Origin of the sequence: Novosphingobium resinovorum (assembly GCF_001742225.1) — a bacterium.
In the GTDB taxonomy this organism is placed as follows: domain Bacteria; phylum Pseudomonadota; class Alphaproteobacteria; order Sphingomonadales; family Sphingomonadaceae; genus Novosphingobium; species Novosphingobium resinovorum_A.
Map to the genome: position 1 here is coordinate 1,156,141 of NZ_CP017076.1, position 15,332 is coordinate 1,171,472.

Genomic DNA, 15,332 nt, shown 5'->3' on the forward strand with positions numbered 1-15,332 from the left:
GGCGCAATCTTCAAGCGCGCCGGCAGAGCGGGAGGGGACAGTGAGCGAATTCCTTGCAGTCGCTTCGGCGCAAAAGCCGGGCGAACCCGTGGCGGCGCGGCCGGGCGGAGAGCTTTGGGAGGGTTGATCCTCCCAGCAAGGCCGGTCGCACCCTCCTCCGCGACCGGCCTTGCAGAAACCCCCGCTTGATCTACGACCGCTCCCGACACGCAGCACAAGGAATCCCCAGTCATGGCGATGGCGCCGTCCACCAGCAGTGATCCGCAATTCGCCGAGGAAGTGCCCGGAGGCCACGTCGATGCGGCCGAGCTGCGCTATTTCGTGATGGCGCTGTTCTTCATCTTCGGCGGCATCACCAGCCTGAACGACGTGATCATCCCCAAGCTCAAGGAACTGTTCACGCTCAGCTACACGCAGGCGATGCTGGTGCAGTTCTGCTTCTTCACGGCTTATGCGGTGATCGGCATTCCGGGCGCGATGCTGGTGCGCAAGGTCGGCTACATGCGCGGCGCGGCCGCCGGCCTGGTGATCATGATTGCGGGCTGCCTGGCCTTCATCCCGGCCTCGCAGACCGCGAGCTACTGGCTGTTCCTGGCCGCGTACTTCGTGCTCGCGGCGGGGGTCGTGATCGTGCAGGTGGTGGCGAACCCGCTGATCAGCCTGCTCGGCAAGCCGGAAACCACCAGTTCGCGCCTGACGTTCGCGCAGGCGTTCAACTCGCTGGGGACCACGATCTTCCCGATCGCGGGGTCGGTGCTGATCCTCGGCAGTCTGGCCAAGGTGTCCGCCCATGACCTGACCGGAGAGGCGCTCGACGCCTATCGCCGCGCGGAAAGCGCCGCGATCGTGCACGGCTATCTGGGCATCGCGGTCGCCCTGGCGATCGTCGCGGGAGCCGTGTGGATGTTCCGCAATCGTCTCCCGGTCGAGAAGCACGGGGACACCGGCGGCTTTGCGGGCTTCGACCTGCTGAAGCGCCCGCGCTTCGGCTACGGCGCGCTTTGCATCTTCCTGTACGTCGGTGCGGAAGTCTCGATCGGCTCGCTCATCGTCAGCTACCTGATGCAGGACCATGTGATGGCGCTGCCCGAGCAGTCGGCGGGCAAGCTGATCGGCCTCTACTGGGGCGGAGCGATGGTCGGCCGCTTCATCGGTTCGGCGGTGCTGCGCGTGTTGAACCCCGGCATCGTGCTGGCTTTCAATGCCTGCGCGGCGATAGCGCTGATCGCGCTTTCGGTGACGTCCAGCGGCCATGTCTCGGGCTATGCCCTGCTGGCGGTGGGACTGATGAACTCGATCATGTTCCCGACCATCTTCAGCCTCGCCTGCGATAAGCTGGGCATGCGTGCGGCGGACGGGTCGGGCATCATCAACGTCGCGATCTGCGGCGGTGCGATCGTGCCGCTGGCGACCGGCGCGATCGCCGACGCGGCCGGGGGTAATCTCGGCGTGGCGCTGGTGCTTCCGGCGCTATGCTACGCGGTCATCGCGGGCTTCGGCCTCTTCGCGCGCAAGAGCGCCGCACAGGCGTAGGCCAACGCCGCCGCGATGCATTCATGGCCCGTCAGCCGCCGCTGGCGGGCCATTATCGTCCGTGGTATTCTCCCTGACGCACTCAAGAATGAGGCGGCATGGAGAGAGGCTATGGACGGTTTGGAATCCGTATTTTGCGCCTGCGAATTCCGCATCTTGTGCATTGCGGTGATGTGCACCGGCACGATCGCGGCTCTGACGGTTGCCTTACTGACCTGAGGCTGCACCCGGGATCAGGCCGACCGGCGCGCCCATCTCGATGATCCGGTCGTTCAGCGTTTTCAGGATGCGCAGGAACTCTGCCATGTCCGCTGCCGGAAGAGTCTCGAAGAACTCGGCGGCGAACGCATCTCGGTAAGGCGCGACTTCCTGCACCACCACCGCCCCGGCCGGCGTAAGGCTGATCCGCTTCGCGCGGCGATCGTTCGGATCGGGCGTGCGCATCGCCAGGCCATCGCGTTCCAGCGCATCCACAGCCTCGGTCACCGTGCGCGGCGCCTGATTGAGGGTGTCGGCGATGTCGGTCGAGCGGATCGGCCCGGCGCGATCCAGCAGCATCAGCAGCTTGAGCTGCGCAAGCGACGTGCCCCGCTCGCGCACGCGATCGTTGAACAGGCGATGCATCCGCTGGTGCAGATCGCGCATCTCTTCGAGGATTTCTTGCTCGATGCTCATGACGAGAAATAGTGTGGGACCATATAAAATGGTGTTGCCATACATCGCGCTTAGGTGCAAGTGCGAGCGCGATCGCCGCTGCGATGCAGCAATAACGGTATGGATTTCGATTGATGGCAACGGATTTGAGCGAATCGCAGGGGCAGTCTGCCGCGAATCAGGGACCGGAACGGGTGCCACCGCTCAAGCGCCCGGGTGTGCGTCGTGGTCTGCTGGCGGCGGGTGTTCTGGTGCTGGTGGCGGGCGGGTTGTGGCTGGCCCAGTACCAGATCTACGGCAAATTCGAGCAGAACACCAACGACGCCTATATCCAGGCTGACGCCGTCACCATCTCTCCCAAGATTTCCGGCTATGTCGAGCAAGTCCTCGTCGGTGACAACCAGGATGTGAAGGTGGGCCAGCCGCTCGTCCGCATCGACCCGCGCGACTACGATGCGCAGGCGCAGCAGTATCAGGCCCAGATCGACGTCGCCAAGGCCAATGCCGACAATGTTCGCGCCACGATCGGCGAGCAGGAAGCGGCCATCGCGCAGGCGCGCGCCCAGCTTGCCTCGGCCGAGCAGGACGCACGCTTCGCCGCTGGAGAGGCGGCCCGCTACGCGCCGCTCGCCGCCAGCGGAGCGGAGACCGCCGAGCGTCTGTCCAGCTTGCGCAATCAGGCGGCGAAAGCCCGCGCCGTCGCGGATGCACAGCGCGCCACGCTGCTTTCGGCCGAGCGCCGGATCGCTTCGCTCAATGCGCAGGTCCGCCAGGCCGACGCGCAGGGCGAGGCGGCGCGTGCGCAACTGGCCGCCGCGCACGTCAACGTAGGGTCGACCGTGCTGAAGAGCAGCGTTGCGGGCCGGATCGGCGACCGTACGGTGCGTGCCGGGCAGTTCGTGCAGGCGGGTACGCGGCTGATGTCGGTGGTGCCGCTGTCCAAGCTCTACGTCACCGCCAATTTCAAGGAAACCCAGATCGGCCTGATGCGTCCGGGCCAGCCCGCGACGATCGAGATCGACGCGCTGGACGGCACGAAGATCGCCGGACACGTCGAGAGCATCTCGCCGGGCACGGGCGCGCAGTTCTCCCTGCTGCCGCCGCAGAATGCCACGGGCAACTTCACCAAGATCGTCCAGCGCGTGCCGGTGCGCATCGCCATCGACGCGGGCACCGAAGCGCGGCGCGTGCTGGTGCCGGGCCTGTCGGTCGTCGTCACCGTCGACACGATCTCGGCCAAGGGCGCGCAGCGCAGCATCGCCGCTCAGGAAGAGGCACGCCGGGACGCCAAGCCGTGAACGACGCGGTTTCCGCGCCTCAACCTGAACAGCGCGCCGATGCGGCGGCCTGGCTGGCTGTGGCGGCGGGCACGCTCGGTGCGCTCATGGCGACGCTCGACGTGTCGATCGTCAACAGTTCGCTGCCGACGATCCAGGGCGAAATCGGCGCCAGCGGCACCGAGGGCACGTGGATCGCGACGGCCTATCTGGTGGCGGAGATCATCGTCATTCCCCTCTCCGGCTGGCTTGAGCGGCTGCTCGGCCTGCGCACGCTGCTGCTGGTCGCCTCGATCCTGTTCACCCTGTTCTCGATTGCCTGCGGTCTTTCGACGACGTTGCCGATGATGATCGTCGGCCGCATCGGGCAGGGCTTTACCGGCGGCGCGCTGATCCCGACGGCGATGACGATCGTGGCGACACGATTGCCTCGCGCGCAGCAACCGGTAGGCAACGCCCTGTTCGGTGCGACCGCGCTGCTGGGGCCGGTGGTCGGCCCTGTGCTTGGCGGCTGGCTGACCGAGAACGTGAGCTGGCACTACGCCTTCTTCCTGAACCTGCCGGTCGGCATCGCGCTGGTGACGCTGCTGCTCCTCGCGATCCCGCACCAGCCGGCCAAGCTGCACCTGATCCGCGAGGCGGACTGGCTCGGCATCCTCGGCCTTGCGCTGGGGCTGGGCGCGCTGACGGTCGTGCTGGAAGAGGGCGAGCGCGAACAGTGGTTCGAATCCTCGCTGATCATCACCCTGACGCTGATCTCGCTGCTGGGCTTCGCCTTGCTGGGGCTTGGGCAGGTGGCGGCGCGCAAGCCCGTCATCCGGCTGAGCCTCCTGCTCAACCGGCAGTTCGGCAGCGTCGTCGCCATGGTCACCGTGGTCGGCATGGTGATTTACGGCACGTCCTATGCGATCCCGCAGTTCCTTGCGACCATCGCCGGGTACAATTCGCTGCAGGCGGGGCAGGTGGTGATGCTCTCGGGCATTCCGGTGATGCTGATGATGCCGATCACGCCCTGGCTGCTGCGCAACGTGGACATCCGCATTTCCGTCTGCCTCGGGCTGTGCATCCTGGCGCTCAGCGCCTGGCTGGAGACCGGGCTGACTGCCACGTCCGATAGTTCGGATTTCACCGATTCCCAGCTGCTGCGCGGCATGGGCACCGTGTTCTGCATGATGTTCCTGAATCAGGCGGCGATCCGATCGGTGCCGCCGGAGCAGGCGGGCGACGCCTCGGGGCTCTACAATTCCGCGCGCAACCTGGGCGGCTCGTTCGCTCTGGCCGGGATCGCCATCATCCAGGACCAGCGGCTGTGGCTGCATAGCCGCAGGCTCGAGGAGAGCCTCAACGCCAACTCGCTGGCGGTGCAGGACTACGTCGCCGGGCAGGGGAGCGGCGCCTTGCGCTCGATCGCGGCGACGATCCAGACCCAGGCGCTGACGATGACGTACAGCGACATGTTCTGGATCATGTCGGTGGGGATCGTGTTCGTGATCCCGCTCGTGCTTTTCCTGCGCCCGCTGCCCAAGAACGCGCCGCTGGCGTCCGGACATTGAGGAAGACCATGCGTTCCCAGATTCTGCTGCTTTCCCTCGCCACCGGCTTGCTGGCCGGTTGCACCGTCGGCCCCGACTATGCCGGGCCGCCCAAGACGGCATCGGATGCCGCTGGCGCGGCCTTCGTGCGCGCCGATGCGGGCACGACCAGCGCGCCGCCGGTCGCCGACTGGTGGAAGACCCTCGGCGATCCACAGCTCGACGCCCTGATCACCCGCGCTCTTGCCAGTAACACCGACATTCGCGCTGCCGAAGCCCGGTTGCGGCAGGCCCGGGCCGCGCTGGGCGAGCAGCGCGCGAACAGCGCACCCAAGGCGAGCGCCTCCGCCCTCTATGCCCACGCGCACATTCCCGGGGCGAGCCTGGGGTCCAGCGACAGCAGCGGCAGTTCCAGCAGCGACCTCAACCTCTACAACCTCGGCTTCGACGCGAGCTGGGAGATCGACCTGTTCGGCGGCCAGCGCCGCACCGTCGAAGCCGCGCGCGCACAGATGGAAGGCACCGAGGCGAGCCTTGCCGACGTGCAGGTCAGCATCTCCGCCAACGTCGCGCAGAACTACCTGAACTTGCGTGACCGCCAGCAGCGCATCGCGCTGGGCGAGCAGTCGGTGGCGATGCAGACGGACATGCTGGCGCTCACCCGCCAGCGCTTCGACCGCGGCACGGCGACAGCGGCGGACGTCGCGCAGGCCGAGAGCCAGCTGGATGCGACGCGGGCACGGATTTCCCCTCTGGCGGCCGAGCGGGACGCCTATCTCAATGCCCTGGCGGTGCTGACCGGTCAGCAGCCTGGCGCGGTCGATGCGGACCTGTCGGCGGCCGGTGAGATACCCTTACCCCCCGCCTTGGTGCCGGTGGGTGACCCTTCGGTGCTGCTTGCGCACCGTCCCGACATTCGCGCTGCCGAGCGTACGCTGGCCGCCGATACCGCGAAAATCGGCCAGGCGGAGGCCGCCCGCTTCCCGCGCCTGTCGTTCATGGGCCTCATCGGCATCGGCGGCACCAAGATCAGCGATCTCGGCAATCTCGACGATTTCGTGGCGGTCGGCGCGCCGCAGCTGAGCTGGAGTTTCCTCGATTTCGGCCGCACCAAGGCGAAAGTCGGGCAGGCCAGGGCGACCCGTGACGAGGCGGAGGCCCGCTACGACGGCACCGTCCTGTCGGCCCTGCAGGACGCGGAAGACGCCCTTGCACGGTTCCGCGAAGCCCGCGTGACCGTCGCCTCGCTGGCGCGCGTGCGGGACAAGGCGGCTCTGACCGAACGGCTGGCGCAGAGCCGCTATCAGGCTGGGACAGCAACGAGAATCGCCGCGCTCAGCGCTCGCAACGACCTCAACCGCGCCGAGCAGGACCTCGTCTCAGCGCGTGCCGCCCTGACAGGGGATTACGTCGCCATCCAGAAAGCGCTGGGCTTCGCCTGGCGCTGAGCGCTGAGCGCAGGCTTGCGCGAAACATGCAGCGGTGCCTATTAGCGGCCGATGCGCATTGCTCTATTCGAACCGGAAATCGCCGGCAACGTCGGCGCCGTCCTTCGCCTGTGCGCCTGTTTCGGTGTCGGTGTGGACCTCATCGAGCCGATGGGCTTCGAGTGGGACGACCGCCGCGTGCGCCGCACGGCGATGGACTACATCGATCACGTCAGCGTGACGCGCCATGCCGATTTCGAGGCGTTCAGAGGCACGGTCGGCGAAAGCAGGCTGGTGCTGTTCACGACCAAGAGCAGCGAATCCGCCTACGAGTTCAGCTTCCTGCCTGACGACGTGCTGTTGTTTGGAAAGGAAAGCGCAGGCGTTCCCCCATCGGTCGCCGATGCATGCCATGCCCGCGTGCGTATTCCCATGCGTCCGCAGGTTCGCTCGATGAATCTCGCGACTTCGGCGGCGCTGGCCCTTGGCGAAGGGTTGCGGCAGACTTCGACATTGCCTGGCTGAAGATTGCGGATCTAACGATTACGGGGGCGATCAACAAAACTGCCGCGCTCGCTCAAGTGCCGCCCGGCACCAGAGCTATAGTCGCAGCCATCACCACGGCGGGGACGCATGCAGGCAGACACCATCATCACCGGCGCGACCGTCATCACGATGGACGCCGAGCGCCGCGTCATCCGTAACGGTGGCATCGCCTTTTCAGGTGACTGCATCGTCGCCGTGGGGAAGGCCGCCGATCTGGCGGCGATCGAGGCGCGCGAGGTGGTGGATGGCTCCCGGTTCCTGCTGACGCCGGGCTTCGTCAATGCCCATGTCCACCTCACCGAGACCCTCATCCGGGGCTTCATTCCCGGCGACCTGCCGTTCGACGAGACGCTCGGCCGCTGGGTGATCCCCCTTTACAAGGACCACGCGCCCGCCGAACAGGCGGTTGCGGCGAAACTGGCCATCGCGGCGATGCTGCGTACCGGCACGACGACCTTCCTGGAGGCGGGCACGGTCATCGCCTTCGACGAGGTCATGGCAGCAATCGCAGAAACCGGCATTCGGGGGCGGGTCGGCCGCTGGACCGAGGATCGCGCCTGGGACCCGGCCGCCAATGCAGAGGCGCTCACCCGGAACGCTTTCGCGGCGCTGGAGCGCGATCTGGAGGCATACCCGCAGGATGGCCGCCGCATTGCCGCCTGGCCCAACCTCATTGGCCACATGACCGCGACCGACGCCTTGTGGCGGTGCGTGACCGATCTCGCCCGGCGAACCGGCACCGGGGTCTCCGCGCACATGAGCCCTGTCGCCGGCGATTCCGCATGGTATCTTGCCCAGACCGGAAAGCGCGCGGTCGAGCATCTGTCCGACCTTGGCGTGCTGGGGCCGCATCTCAACCTCGTCCACATGGTCCACATCGATGCGCGCGAAGCCGAACTGGTCGCGGCGAGCGGAGCCAATGTCACACACTGCCCCGATGCGGCCCTGCGCGGCGGTTACGGCGTGACGCGGCGCGGGCTGTTTCCGGAAATGGCGGCGGCGGGCGTCAATATCGCGCTTGGAACCGACGGCGCGGACAACCACGACATGATGCGCGTCATGGCGCTGATGGCCTCGTTATTCCGCGACGCGCGCGAGGACCGTTCGCTGTTCCCCGCGCACGCAGCGCTGGAGATGGCGACGCTGAACGGCGCGAAAGTGCTCGGGTTGTCGGACAGCATCGGCGCTCTGGCGGTCGGCATGAAGGCGGACATCGTCGCGCATGACATCCGGCGCCCGGAATGGGTGCCGCTCAACAATCCGGTCGAGCAGCTGGTCGCCTCCGCCGATGGGCGGGGCGTCGATTCGGTCTGGGTCGATGGCGTGCGTGTGGTGGCCGATCATCGCTGCACTCTCATCGACGAGGACGCGCTCTGGACCGAGGGCCAGGCGATGGCGGAAGCGGTGCTCGGGCGTTCGGGATTGCCGCTGGTCAGCGAATGGCCGATCATCTGACGAAGGAAGGGACGCACAAGGTGGAATACTCGGCGATTACGGTGACCCCGCTCACCCCCGGCATGGGCGGGGTGGTCTCGGGTGTGGACCTCACGCAGCCGCTCTCCAATCTGGAGGTGGAGGAACTGCACCGCGCGCTGGAGGATCGGCTGGTGATCTTCTTTCGCGATCAGCCCATCGACCATACGGCGCACAAGCGCTTCGCCAATTACTTCGGCGGCATCCACATCGCGCCCAGCACCAAGCCCTGGCAGCAGCCGGGACACCCCGAAATCACGGTCATGCACGCCGACGGGGATTCCACTTTCGTCGCGGGCGAAGACTGGCATTCGGACATGAGCTGCGATGCCGAGCCTCCGCTGGGTTCGGTGCTCTACCTCCACACGGTGCCGCCGGTGGGCGGGGATACCGCGTTTTCCAACATGTATGCCGCCTACGATGCGCTTTCGGACCGGATGAAGGCGCATCTTGACGGGTTGACGGCGGTTCATGACGCGGTGGTCGGCTTCGGCGGCATCACGCCGGAGGGCATGAAGCTGCCGCGCAGCACGCATCCTGTGATCCGCACGCATCCGGCTACGGGCCGCAGGGCCATCTATGTCAACAAGGGATACACCACGTATATCGAAGGTCTGCCGCGCGCCGAAAGCGACGCGCTGCTCGGCTACCTGTTCGATCACGTGAAGCATCCGCTGTTCCAGTGCCGCTTCTCCTGGGCGCAGCATTCGATCGCGTTCTGGGACAACCGCTGCACGCAACACTCGGCGACCTGGGACTATTTCCCCCAAGTCCGGTCCGGTTTTCGCGTGCAGATACTTGGCGATGTTCCTGTTTGACATGTGAACTGGAACTGTAGTTCCACCCTACGGCCATTAATCTCAGGCGGTGCGTGGGGGCTCGGCTGCTCGGTCGATGGAGGGCAGGCGGTCCTCGACCAGTACCAGCACGTCGCCGATGATCGTGCGCATCGCGACCCGTGCGGCGCTCGCATCCCGAGAGGCGATGGCATCGCGTACCTTGGCGTGTTCGGCAACGTCCGCCGTGCGTCCCTTGATCCGATTGGTGAAGCGGATCGAGGTGCGCAGCGCGGTGCCGACCACGTCGCGTAACTGGATGTAGAACGGGTTCTTCGAGGCCCGCAGCACTGCGACGTGGAAGGCTATGTCGGCCTCCAATGGGTCATCCAGGCCCCGCTCGGCCGCTTGCATGCGGCGCAGGCCGTCGTCGATGCGCGTGATATCGTCCTCACCCGCGACGCGGGCGGCGAGGGCTGCGGCCTCGGGCTCCACTGCCACGCGCAGTTCGTTGAACTGGCGCAGCAGGTCTAGCGAAAGCCGGCGTTCCAGCATCCAGCGCAGCACATCGGTATCGAACAGATTCCACGACGATGTCGGCTGAACCGTCGTGCCCTGACGCGGGCGAGCGCTGAGGAGCCCCTTGGCGGTCAGCATCTTCACCGCTTCGCGCGTCACCGACCGGCTGACACCGTGCTGCTTGGCGAGTTCCGCCTCGGTCGGGAAGACCTGGTTCTCGAACCGGCCGGTGACGATGGCGCGGCCGATATTGTCGAGCAGTCCGTATGTCAGGTTCCGGCCCAGCTGGGTCGCCGGTTCATCGACTGTGAGATGGGAAGACCCTGCCACGAAACCGTCCTTGTCCTTTTCGTTGCGCCGTCGCGCAATGCCATCGTAGTGCGCGTGGCAGGCCGGACAAGAACGTTTCATATGATAATTATGATTTGAAGGCCGGCCCGGAAGCGTGGCCTGAGGGCGATCACCGCACCGGGCATCTTCAGTACGAGCGAAGGATGGTTCCCCTTGAAGCCATCCCTCTCTAACAGGCTGCGGAAAAAGGGTTGGCAGAGCCGGCCATTGGCCTCGCTTTCGCCGTTTTCTAGCCCAAGGCGTCAGTCATTCTGGGAGGTAACCTTCCAGAATCCGGTCGTTTTTGACCGGCCTCGGGCGCTATGAGGCGCAGGCCTAGGTTGCGCCCAGCAGTTTCGGCAGCCTGACGAGGTTGTAGGCGGCAGCGGTGAGCGTGAAGGACCATCCGACGCGATCTTGCCCACGGTGTCGGGTTTTTCGCATGGTGCCGCAGGTTTTTGCCCATCCGAACACTTCCTCGATCCGCTTGCGGATTTTCTGGGAGAGGCCGTAGCCGGGATGGCGTGTCGTACGCCCGTCAATGGCAGAACGGCGATTGGTGTTATTCTGGGCCACGTGCGGGGTGACGTCCATCTCGCGCAATGCCTCGACGAAGGCGGCGGTGTCGTAGTTCTTGTCCGCGCCCAGCGTGATCCGATGGCGCCCTTCCATCCGGCCCAGCATGGTCAGTGCGGCCTCGCGTTCGGCGGTGCCGGTCGCGTGGGTGAGGATCGCATCGACTACGAGGCCATTGCGGTTCTCCATGAGGACATGGGCCATATGGCACAGCTTGGCTGCCTGGCCCCGCGCTTTCTTGAATAAGCGGGCATCGGGATCAGTGGTTGATGCATGGGTCGCATTGCTGCGCTTCTCGCCCCGGAAATCGCGTCCGGCATTGCTCGGCGCTGTTTTCTGCTCGCCATGGCCGGAGACTGAACCACCGCCATCGTCATCCCCGGGGCCGCCTTCATCCTTGGGCCTGAAGCTCTTCACGCTGGCCCACGCTTCGACCAACGTGCCGTCCACCGAGAAATGATCGTCGGACAGAAGAGCCTGCACGCGGGCCTGGTTGATGATGGCGGACAGGAACCTGGCGGCAACGTCCCTGGATAGTAGCCTCTCGCGGTTCTTGGTGAAGACCGTGACATCCCAGATCGGCGCATCCATCGCCAGGCCGACAAACCAGCGGAAGAGCAGGTTGTAATCCATCTGCTCCATGAGCTGGCGCTCCGAGCGGATCGTATAGAAAGCCTGCAGGAGCAATGCGCGCAGCAGCTTCTCGGGCGGGATCGATGGCCGGCCAATGCGCGAATACATCGCATCGAAATCAGCCGACATCACCTCGAGAGCTTCGTCGACGATCGCGCGGATCGCCCGAAGTGGATGGTTAGCCGGAACCCGAGCTTCGCAGCTCACGTAGGAAAACAACCCTTCGCTCCGGTAATCGCCGCCCCGCATCTCAAATCCTTCAACCTCAGTTGAAGGCGTCTGAATCACCTCAAGCGGTTCAAGGAAAGAGCCTTTTTCCGCAACCTGCTAATCGGCTATTTCACGGATTCGGTTCGCCAGCGCCTCCATTGCGAACGGCTTGGTCATGATCGCCATGTTCGGCGCCAGCTGGTTGTTGCTCATCACGGTCTGCTCTGCATAGCCGGTGATGAACAGCACCTTGAGCGCGGGCAGGCGGGCCAGTGCGGCATCGGCTATCTGCCGCCCGTTCATGCCTCCGGGCAAGCCGACGTCGGTTATCAGCAGGTCGATCGGCTGTCCGCTTTCGATGATCCGCATGGCGCTGGGTCCGTCGTGCGCCTTCATGACCCGATAGCCCAGCTCCTCCACGACCTCGACCACGAGCATCCGCACCGTCGGTTCGTCGTCCACGACGAGGATCCGGCCGGTTCGCTGCGATCGTTCGGCGACCGGTTCCTGCTCGGGAACGGGCGCTGCAACGGCGGCGGGCGCCTCCGTCCCCTCGTGTCGCGGCAGGTAGAGGCGCATGATGGTGCCTTGCCCGGGCTGCGTCGCGATACCGATCTGTCCACCGGACTGACGCGCGAAACCATAGATCATGGACAGGCCGAGCCCGGTGCCCTCTCCGATCGGCTTGGTGGTGAAGAACGGGTCGAAGGCGCGTTCGACGACGGCCGGTGTCATGCCGGTGCCGGTGTCCGATACACTGATTTCGACGTATTCTCCCGGCTCCAGGTCCTGCTCACGCGCCTGTCGGTCTGACAGGGTGACATTGGCGCTAGAAATCCGAATAATGCCGCCGCCGGGCATGGCATCGCGCGCATTGATGCACAAGTTGAGCAGCGCGTTCTCAAGCTGGTTGGGATCGACCAGGGTGGACCACAGCCCGGAGGAAGACGAGGTTCGCACTTCGACCTGCGGCCCGACCGTGCGACGCACCAGATCCTCGATGCCGACCACGAGGGCTGCGACATCGGTAGGAGTCGGTGCCAGCGTCTGGCGGCGGGAAAAGGCAAGCAGCCGATGCGTCAGCGCTGCCGCCCGGCGCACCGCGCCTTGCGCGGCGGTCGAGTATTTCTCCAGTTCGCCAGTGCGGCCTTGCCCAATGCGTGTGTGTATCATCTCCAGCGCGCCCGAGATGCCGGCCAGCAGGTTGTTGAAATCGTGCGCGAGGCCGCCGGTGAGTTGGCCGACTGCCTCCATCTTCTGCGACTGGCGCAGCGCATCCTCGGCGCGGTCGCGCTCGGCGGCGGTTTCGAGGACTTCCTCGTGAAGGCGGCGGCGTTCTTCCTCGAGTTGGCGCTCCACCGCCTTGCGAGCGGACACGTCCTGCATGGCGCCGACCATGCGCTGCGGCCGTCCGGCCTCGTCGCGGATGACGTAGCCGCGGTCGAGAACGTCGGCGTAGCTGCCGTCGGCGCGGCGGAAGCGGTATTCGTCCGTCCAGTCGGTGCCCTGTCCGTCAATGACGCGGAAGATGCTTTCATGGATGCGGCGAGCGTCGTCAGGGTGGATTTGCGACAGCCACCATTCACCGGTCGGAGCCACTGCCTCGGGCACGTGACCGTAGGCATGGGCCAGGGCCTCGTTCCAGGTGACGTGGTCGGCGCGCAAGTCCCAGTCCCACACCGCGTCGTTGGTGGCCCGCCCGGCAAGGCGCAGCCGCTCGCCCACTTCGCGCAGGGCCGCATTGGCTTCCCGGTCGCTGGTGACGTCCTGCACGGTGCCGATCAGGCGTACCGGCGCGCGACCTTCGAAGAAGGCGAGGCCATGGGCGCTGATGTGGCGCAGTTCGCCGTCCTCGATCCCGATGGTTCGGTACTCGACCTCGAAATGATGCGATCCATCAGGGTCTAGCGATGCCGCCACGGCGCGGTCGGCGCGGTCGCGATCTTCAGGGTGAAGCCCTGCAAGGAAGGCCGTCTCGTAGCTGACGCTTACACCCGGGGAGAGGCCGAACAAGGCGCGGCAGCGGTCGTCCCAGGTCAGCGTGCCTTCGCGCGGGCGATAGTCGAAGCGGCCCAGTTCGGCGGCGCGCACGGCCAGTTCCAGTTCCTCGCGGCTGCGCTCCAGCGCGCGCTCGGTGCGGCGGCGTGCGGTCAGGTCGGTGAACAGGACGGCGACGTGGTGCCGGGCGGGGTCATCGACGCGATAGGCCTGTACGGCGTACCAGCGGTCGTCCAACTGGCGGGCGGGAAGTTCGATCCGTTCGGGGCGGCCAGTCCTGGCGACACGGCCGTAGAGATCGAACCAGTGCTGCTCATGGGCGGGTGCGATCTCGCGCATCCATCGGCCCTGGGCATTGGCGATGCCGGTGTAGGCCTCGAAGGAATCGTTGACCTCTATGAAGCGATAGTCGCTGGCCTTGCCATCATCGTCGAATACGACTTCGACGACGCAGAAACCGGAATCGATGGAATTGAAAAGGGAGCGATAGCGCTGCTCACTGGCGCGCAAGGCGACTTCGCTGCGGGCGCGATCGACGGCATCGCGGGTGCGCAGGGCGACGTCTTCCACTTGCCGGGTCTCGCTTTCCGTCCAGATGCGCGGGGTTGCGTGGTGGACATAGAGAACGCTGTCGAACCTGCCTTCGCGGAAGATCGGACAGACCACCAGCGCATGCGAGCCGATGCTTCGCCAGCCTTCAGCGAAGGCGGCGGTGCGCGGGTCGGTATCGCTGTCGGCGACTACCAGCGTGTGGCCAAGGCGCAGTTCTGCGATGATCGCGGGGCCGAAGCTGTCGAGCACGCGCGTCTCTCCGGCGAGGCTTGGCAGGGTGCTCGACCAGTCCGCGTCCAGATGCGCCCTCACACCGTCGTCGCTTATCGTGGCGAAGCCGCAGCGGCCAGCCGAGAGGTGCTCGCCCAGCAGTTGCGCTGCCGTGGCGAGGATGTCCTCGGCGTCTTCGCTGCGGCGCATGCGGTCGAGCAGACGCAGCTGGAATGCCTGCCATTTACGCAGTTCCTCATGGCTGGGCCGGCCGAAAGCGTCGGTCATGCGTGGGCCTCGACAGGTAGGACCATTCGGCAGACGACCCCGTCGGCCGTGAAGTTCACCGTCGCTCCGGTGCCTTCTCCGCGGGCGAGGCTGCGGGTGATCAGGGTCTGGCCGAAACCGTGGCGCCTGGGTGATTCCACGCGCGGGCCTCCGCTTTCCGTCCACATGATTTCGTAGAGATCGCCGTCGAGCGCGCGTCCCCCGACGGTCACGCAGCCGGTTTCGGCCGATAATGCGCCGTACTTGACTGCGTTGGTCGTAAGTTCGTGCACGACGAGGCCGAAGGCGATCGCGACGTCGGGTGCGACCAGACGATCCAGTGCGGCGAGTTCCATGCGTGGTCCGGGAGAAGAAAGGTAGGGCGCGAGTTCGGAGCGGATCATCGCGGAGAGGTCAACCCCGGTCCAGGAGACATCGGCGAGCAGGTTGTGGGTGGCTGCCAGCGCCTGGATGCGGCGCGTGAAGCGCACGCGGAAGTCGTCGAGCCCGTCAGAATTCGACAAAGTCCGACTACAGATGGACAGAACCATCGACAGCGTGTTCTTTACGCGGTGATCCAGTTCATGCATCAGCAGGGTCTGGCGCCTATCGTCCGCACTGCGCATGGCGTCGGCATCCCCCTCGCGGATGGCACGCAGGGCTTCTTCCGCTTCGTGGAGGCGGCGCCTCAGTTCCTCCACCGAAAGCGCCTCCAGCGCCGCGGGAATCGTCACGGGGGTAGCCGTCAGGCCGTTTTCGTTTCCAGCTGCCATGCCTGTCCCGAACCATCTCTAGAATCGGTGCTTAAGCGAGGCCCCG

The 15,332-nt window shown here is 65.9% G+C and carries 12 protein-coding genes; 7 read left to right on the top strand and 5 right to left on the bottom strand.

What is annotated here, in order from left to right:
- Positions 1-231: 231 nt before the first annotated feature.
- The gene (locus tag BES08_RS22550; RefSeq protein ID WP_036529039.1) at positions 232-1,533 is read left to right on the top strand and encodes a sugar MFS transporter; all 1,302 of its coding nucleotides are present in this window, start codon (positions 232-234) and stop codon (positions 1,531-1,533) included.
- Positions 1,534-1,740: 207 nt separating this feature from the next.
- Here the strand turns inward: BES08_RS22550 and BES08_RS22555 are convergent, their stop codons facing one another.
- The gene (locus tag BES08_RS22555; RefSeq protein WP_008830363.1) at positions 1,741-2,208 is read right to left on the bottom strand and encodes a MarR family winged helix-turn-helix transcriptional regulator; all 468 of its coding nucleotides are present in this window, start codon (positions 2,206-2,208) and stop codon (positions 1,741-1,743) included.
- 113 nt (positions 2,209-2,321) lie between these two features.
- Between BES08_RS22555 and BES08_RS22560 the strand changes: the two genes are divergently transcribed.
- The 6 genes from BES08_RS22560 (at position 2,322) to BES08_RS22585 (ending at position 9,260) form a co-directional block, all read left to right on the top strand.
- Positions 2,322-3,485 carry an HlyD family secretion protein gene (locus tag BES08_RS22560; protein ID WP_036529041.1) on the top strand — a complete coding sequence of 388 codons (1,164 nt, stop codon included), beginning with the start codon at positions 2,322-2,324 and terminating at the stop codon, positions 3,483-3,485.
- Positions 3,482-5,017, top strand: a complete 1,536-nt coding sequence (locus BES08_RS22565) for an MDR family MFS transporter (protein WP_008830365.1) — start codon at positions 3,482-3,484, stop codon at positions 5,015-5,017. The genes BES08_RS22560 and BES08_RS22565 overlap by 4 nt, the downstream gene beginning before the upstream one ends.
- 8 nt (positions 5,018-5,025) lie before the next feature.
- Positions 5,026-6,444, top strand: coding sequence for an efflux transporter outer membrane subunit (locus tag BES08_RS22570; protein ID WP_008830366.1), 1,419 nt, complete (start codon positions 5,026-5,028; stop codon positions 6,442-6,444).
- Between the two features lie 51 nt (positions 6,445-6,495).
- Positions 6,496-6,948 carry a tRNA (cytidine(34)-2'-O)-methyltransferase gene (locus BES08_RS22575; RefSeq protein WP_008830367.1) on the top strand — a complete coding sequence of 151 codons (453 nt, stop codon included), beginning with the start codon at positions 6,496-6,498 and terminating at the stop codon, positions 6,946-6,948.
- 108 nt (positions 6,949-7,056) lie between these two features.
- The gene (locus BES08_RS22580; RefSeq protein WP_008830368.1) at positions 7,057-8,424 is read left to right on the top strand and encodes an amidohydrolase family protein; all 1,368 of its coding nucleotides are present in this window, start codon (positions 7,057-7,059) and stop codon (positions 8,422-8,424) included.
- Positions 8,409-9,260: a TauD/TfdA dioxygenase family protein gene (locus BES08_RS22585; RefSeq protein WP_008830369.1), complete on the top strand. Its 852-nt coding sequence runs from the start codon at positions 8,409-8,411 to the stop codon at positions 9,258-9,260. Before BES08_RS22580 ends, BES08_RS22585 begins: the two co-directional genes overlap by 16 nt.
- A 42-nt stretch (positions 9,261-9,302) precedes the next feature.
- Here BES08_RS22585 and BES08_RS22590 read toward each other — a convergent pair whose 3' ends face one another.
- The 4 genes from BES08_RS22590 to BES08_RS22605 all read right to left on the bottom strand — a co-directional run bounded on the left by BES08_RS22590 (position 9,303) and on the right by BES08_RS22605 (position 15,286).
- Positions 9,303-10,148 (bottom strand): FadR/GntR family transcriptional regulator, encoded by an 846-nt coding sequence (locus BES08_RS22590; protein ID WP_231958334.1) that lies wholly within the window; start codon positions 10,146-10,148, stop codon positions 9,303-9,305.
- A 255-nt stretch (positions 10,149-10,403) separates the two neighbouring features.
- A complete protein-coding gene (locus tag BES08_RS22595) occupies positions 10,404-11,525 on the bottom strand; it encodes an IS5 family transposase (RefSeq protein ID WP_036531299.1) in 1,122 nt (373 codons plus the stop codon).
- A 78-nt stretch (positions 11,526-11,603) separates the two neighbouring features.
- Positions 11,604-14,534: a PAS domain-containing protein gene (locus BES08_RS22600; RefSeq protein WP_008830371.1), complete on the bottom strand. Its 2,931-nt coding sequence runs from the start codon at positions 14,532-14,534 to the stop codon at positions 11,604-11,606.
- On the bottom strand, positions 14,531-15,286 hold the full coding sequence (locus BES08_RS22605; RefSeq protein ID WP_051587212.1) for a sensor histidine kinase: 756 nt from the start codon (positions 15,284-15,286) through the stop codon (positions 14,531-14,533). The genes BES08_RS22600 and BES08_RS22605 overlap by 4 nt, the downstream gene beginning before the upstream one ends.
- Between the last annotated feature and the right edge of the window lie 46 nt (positions 15,287-15,332).

Bases quoted from the DNA above. Each gene is read 5' to 3' on its own strand.
- BES08_RS22595 (WP_036531299.1), bottom strand. From the start codon at position 11,525: ATGCGGGGCGGCGATTACCGGAGCGAAGGGTTGTTTTCCTACGTGAGC.
- BES08_RS22575 (WP_008830367.1), top strand. From the start codon at position 6,496: ATGCGCATTGCTCTATTCGAACCGGAAATCGCCGGCAACGTCGGCGCC.
- BES08_RS22580 (WP_008830368.1), top strand. From the start codon at position 7,057: ATGCAGGCAGACACCATCATCACCGGCGCGACCGTCATCACGATGGAC.
- BES08_RS22555 (WP_008830363.1), bottom strand. From the start codon at position 2,208: ATGAGCATCGAGCAAGAAATCCTCGAAGAGATGCGCGATCTGCACCAG.
- BES08_RS22600 (WP_008830371.1), bottom strand. From the start codon at position 14,534: ATGACCGACGCTTTCGGCCGGCCCAGCCATGAGGAACTGCGTAAATGG.
- BES08_RS22590 (WP_231958334.1), bottom strand. From the start codon at position 10,148: ATGAAACGTTCTTGTCCGGCCTGCCACGCGCACTACGATGGCATTGCG.
- BES08_RS22570 (WP_008830366.1), top strand. From the start codon at position 5,026: ATGCGTTCCCAGATTCTGCTGCTTTCCCTCGCCACCGGCTTGCTGGCC.
- BES08_RS22605 (WP_051587212.1), bottom strand. From the start codon at position 15,286: ATGGCAGCTGGAAACGAAAACGGCCTGACGGCTACCCCCGTGACGATT.
- BES08_RS22585 (WP_008830369.1), top strand. From the start codon at position 8,409: ATGGCCGATCATCTGACGAAGGAAGGGACGCACAAGGTGGAATACTCG.
- BES08_RS22550 (WP_036529039.1), top strand. From the start codon at position 232: ATGGCGATGGCGCCGTCCACCAGCAGTGATCCGCAATTCGCCGAGGAA.
- BES08_RS22560 (WP_036529041.1), top strand. From the start codon at position 2,322: ATGGCAACGGATTTGAGCGAATCGCAGGGGCAGTCTGCCGCGAATCAG.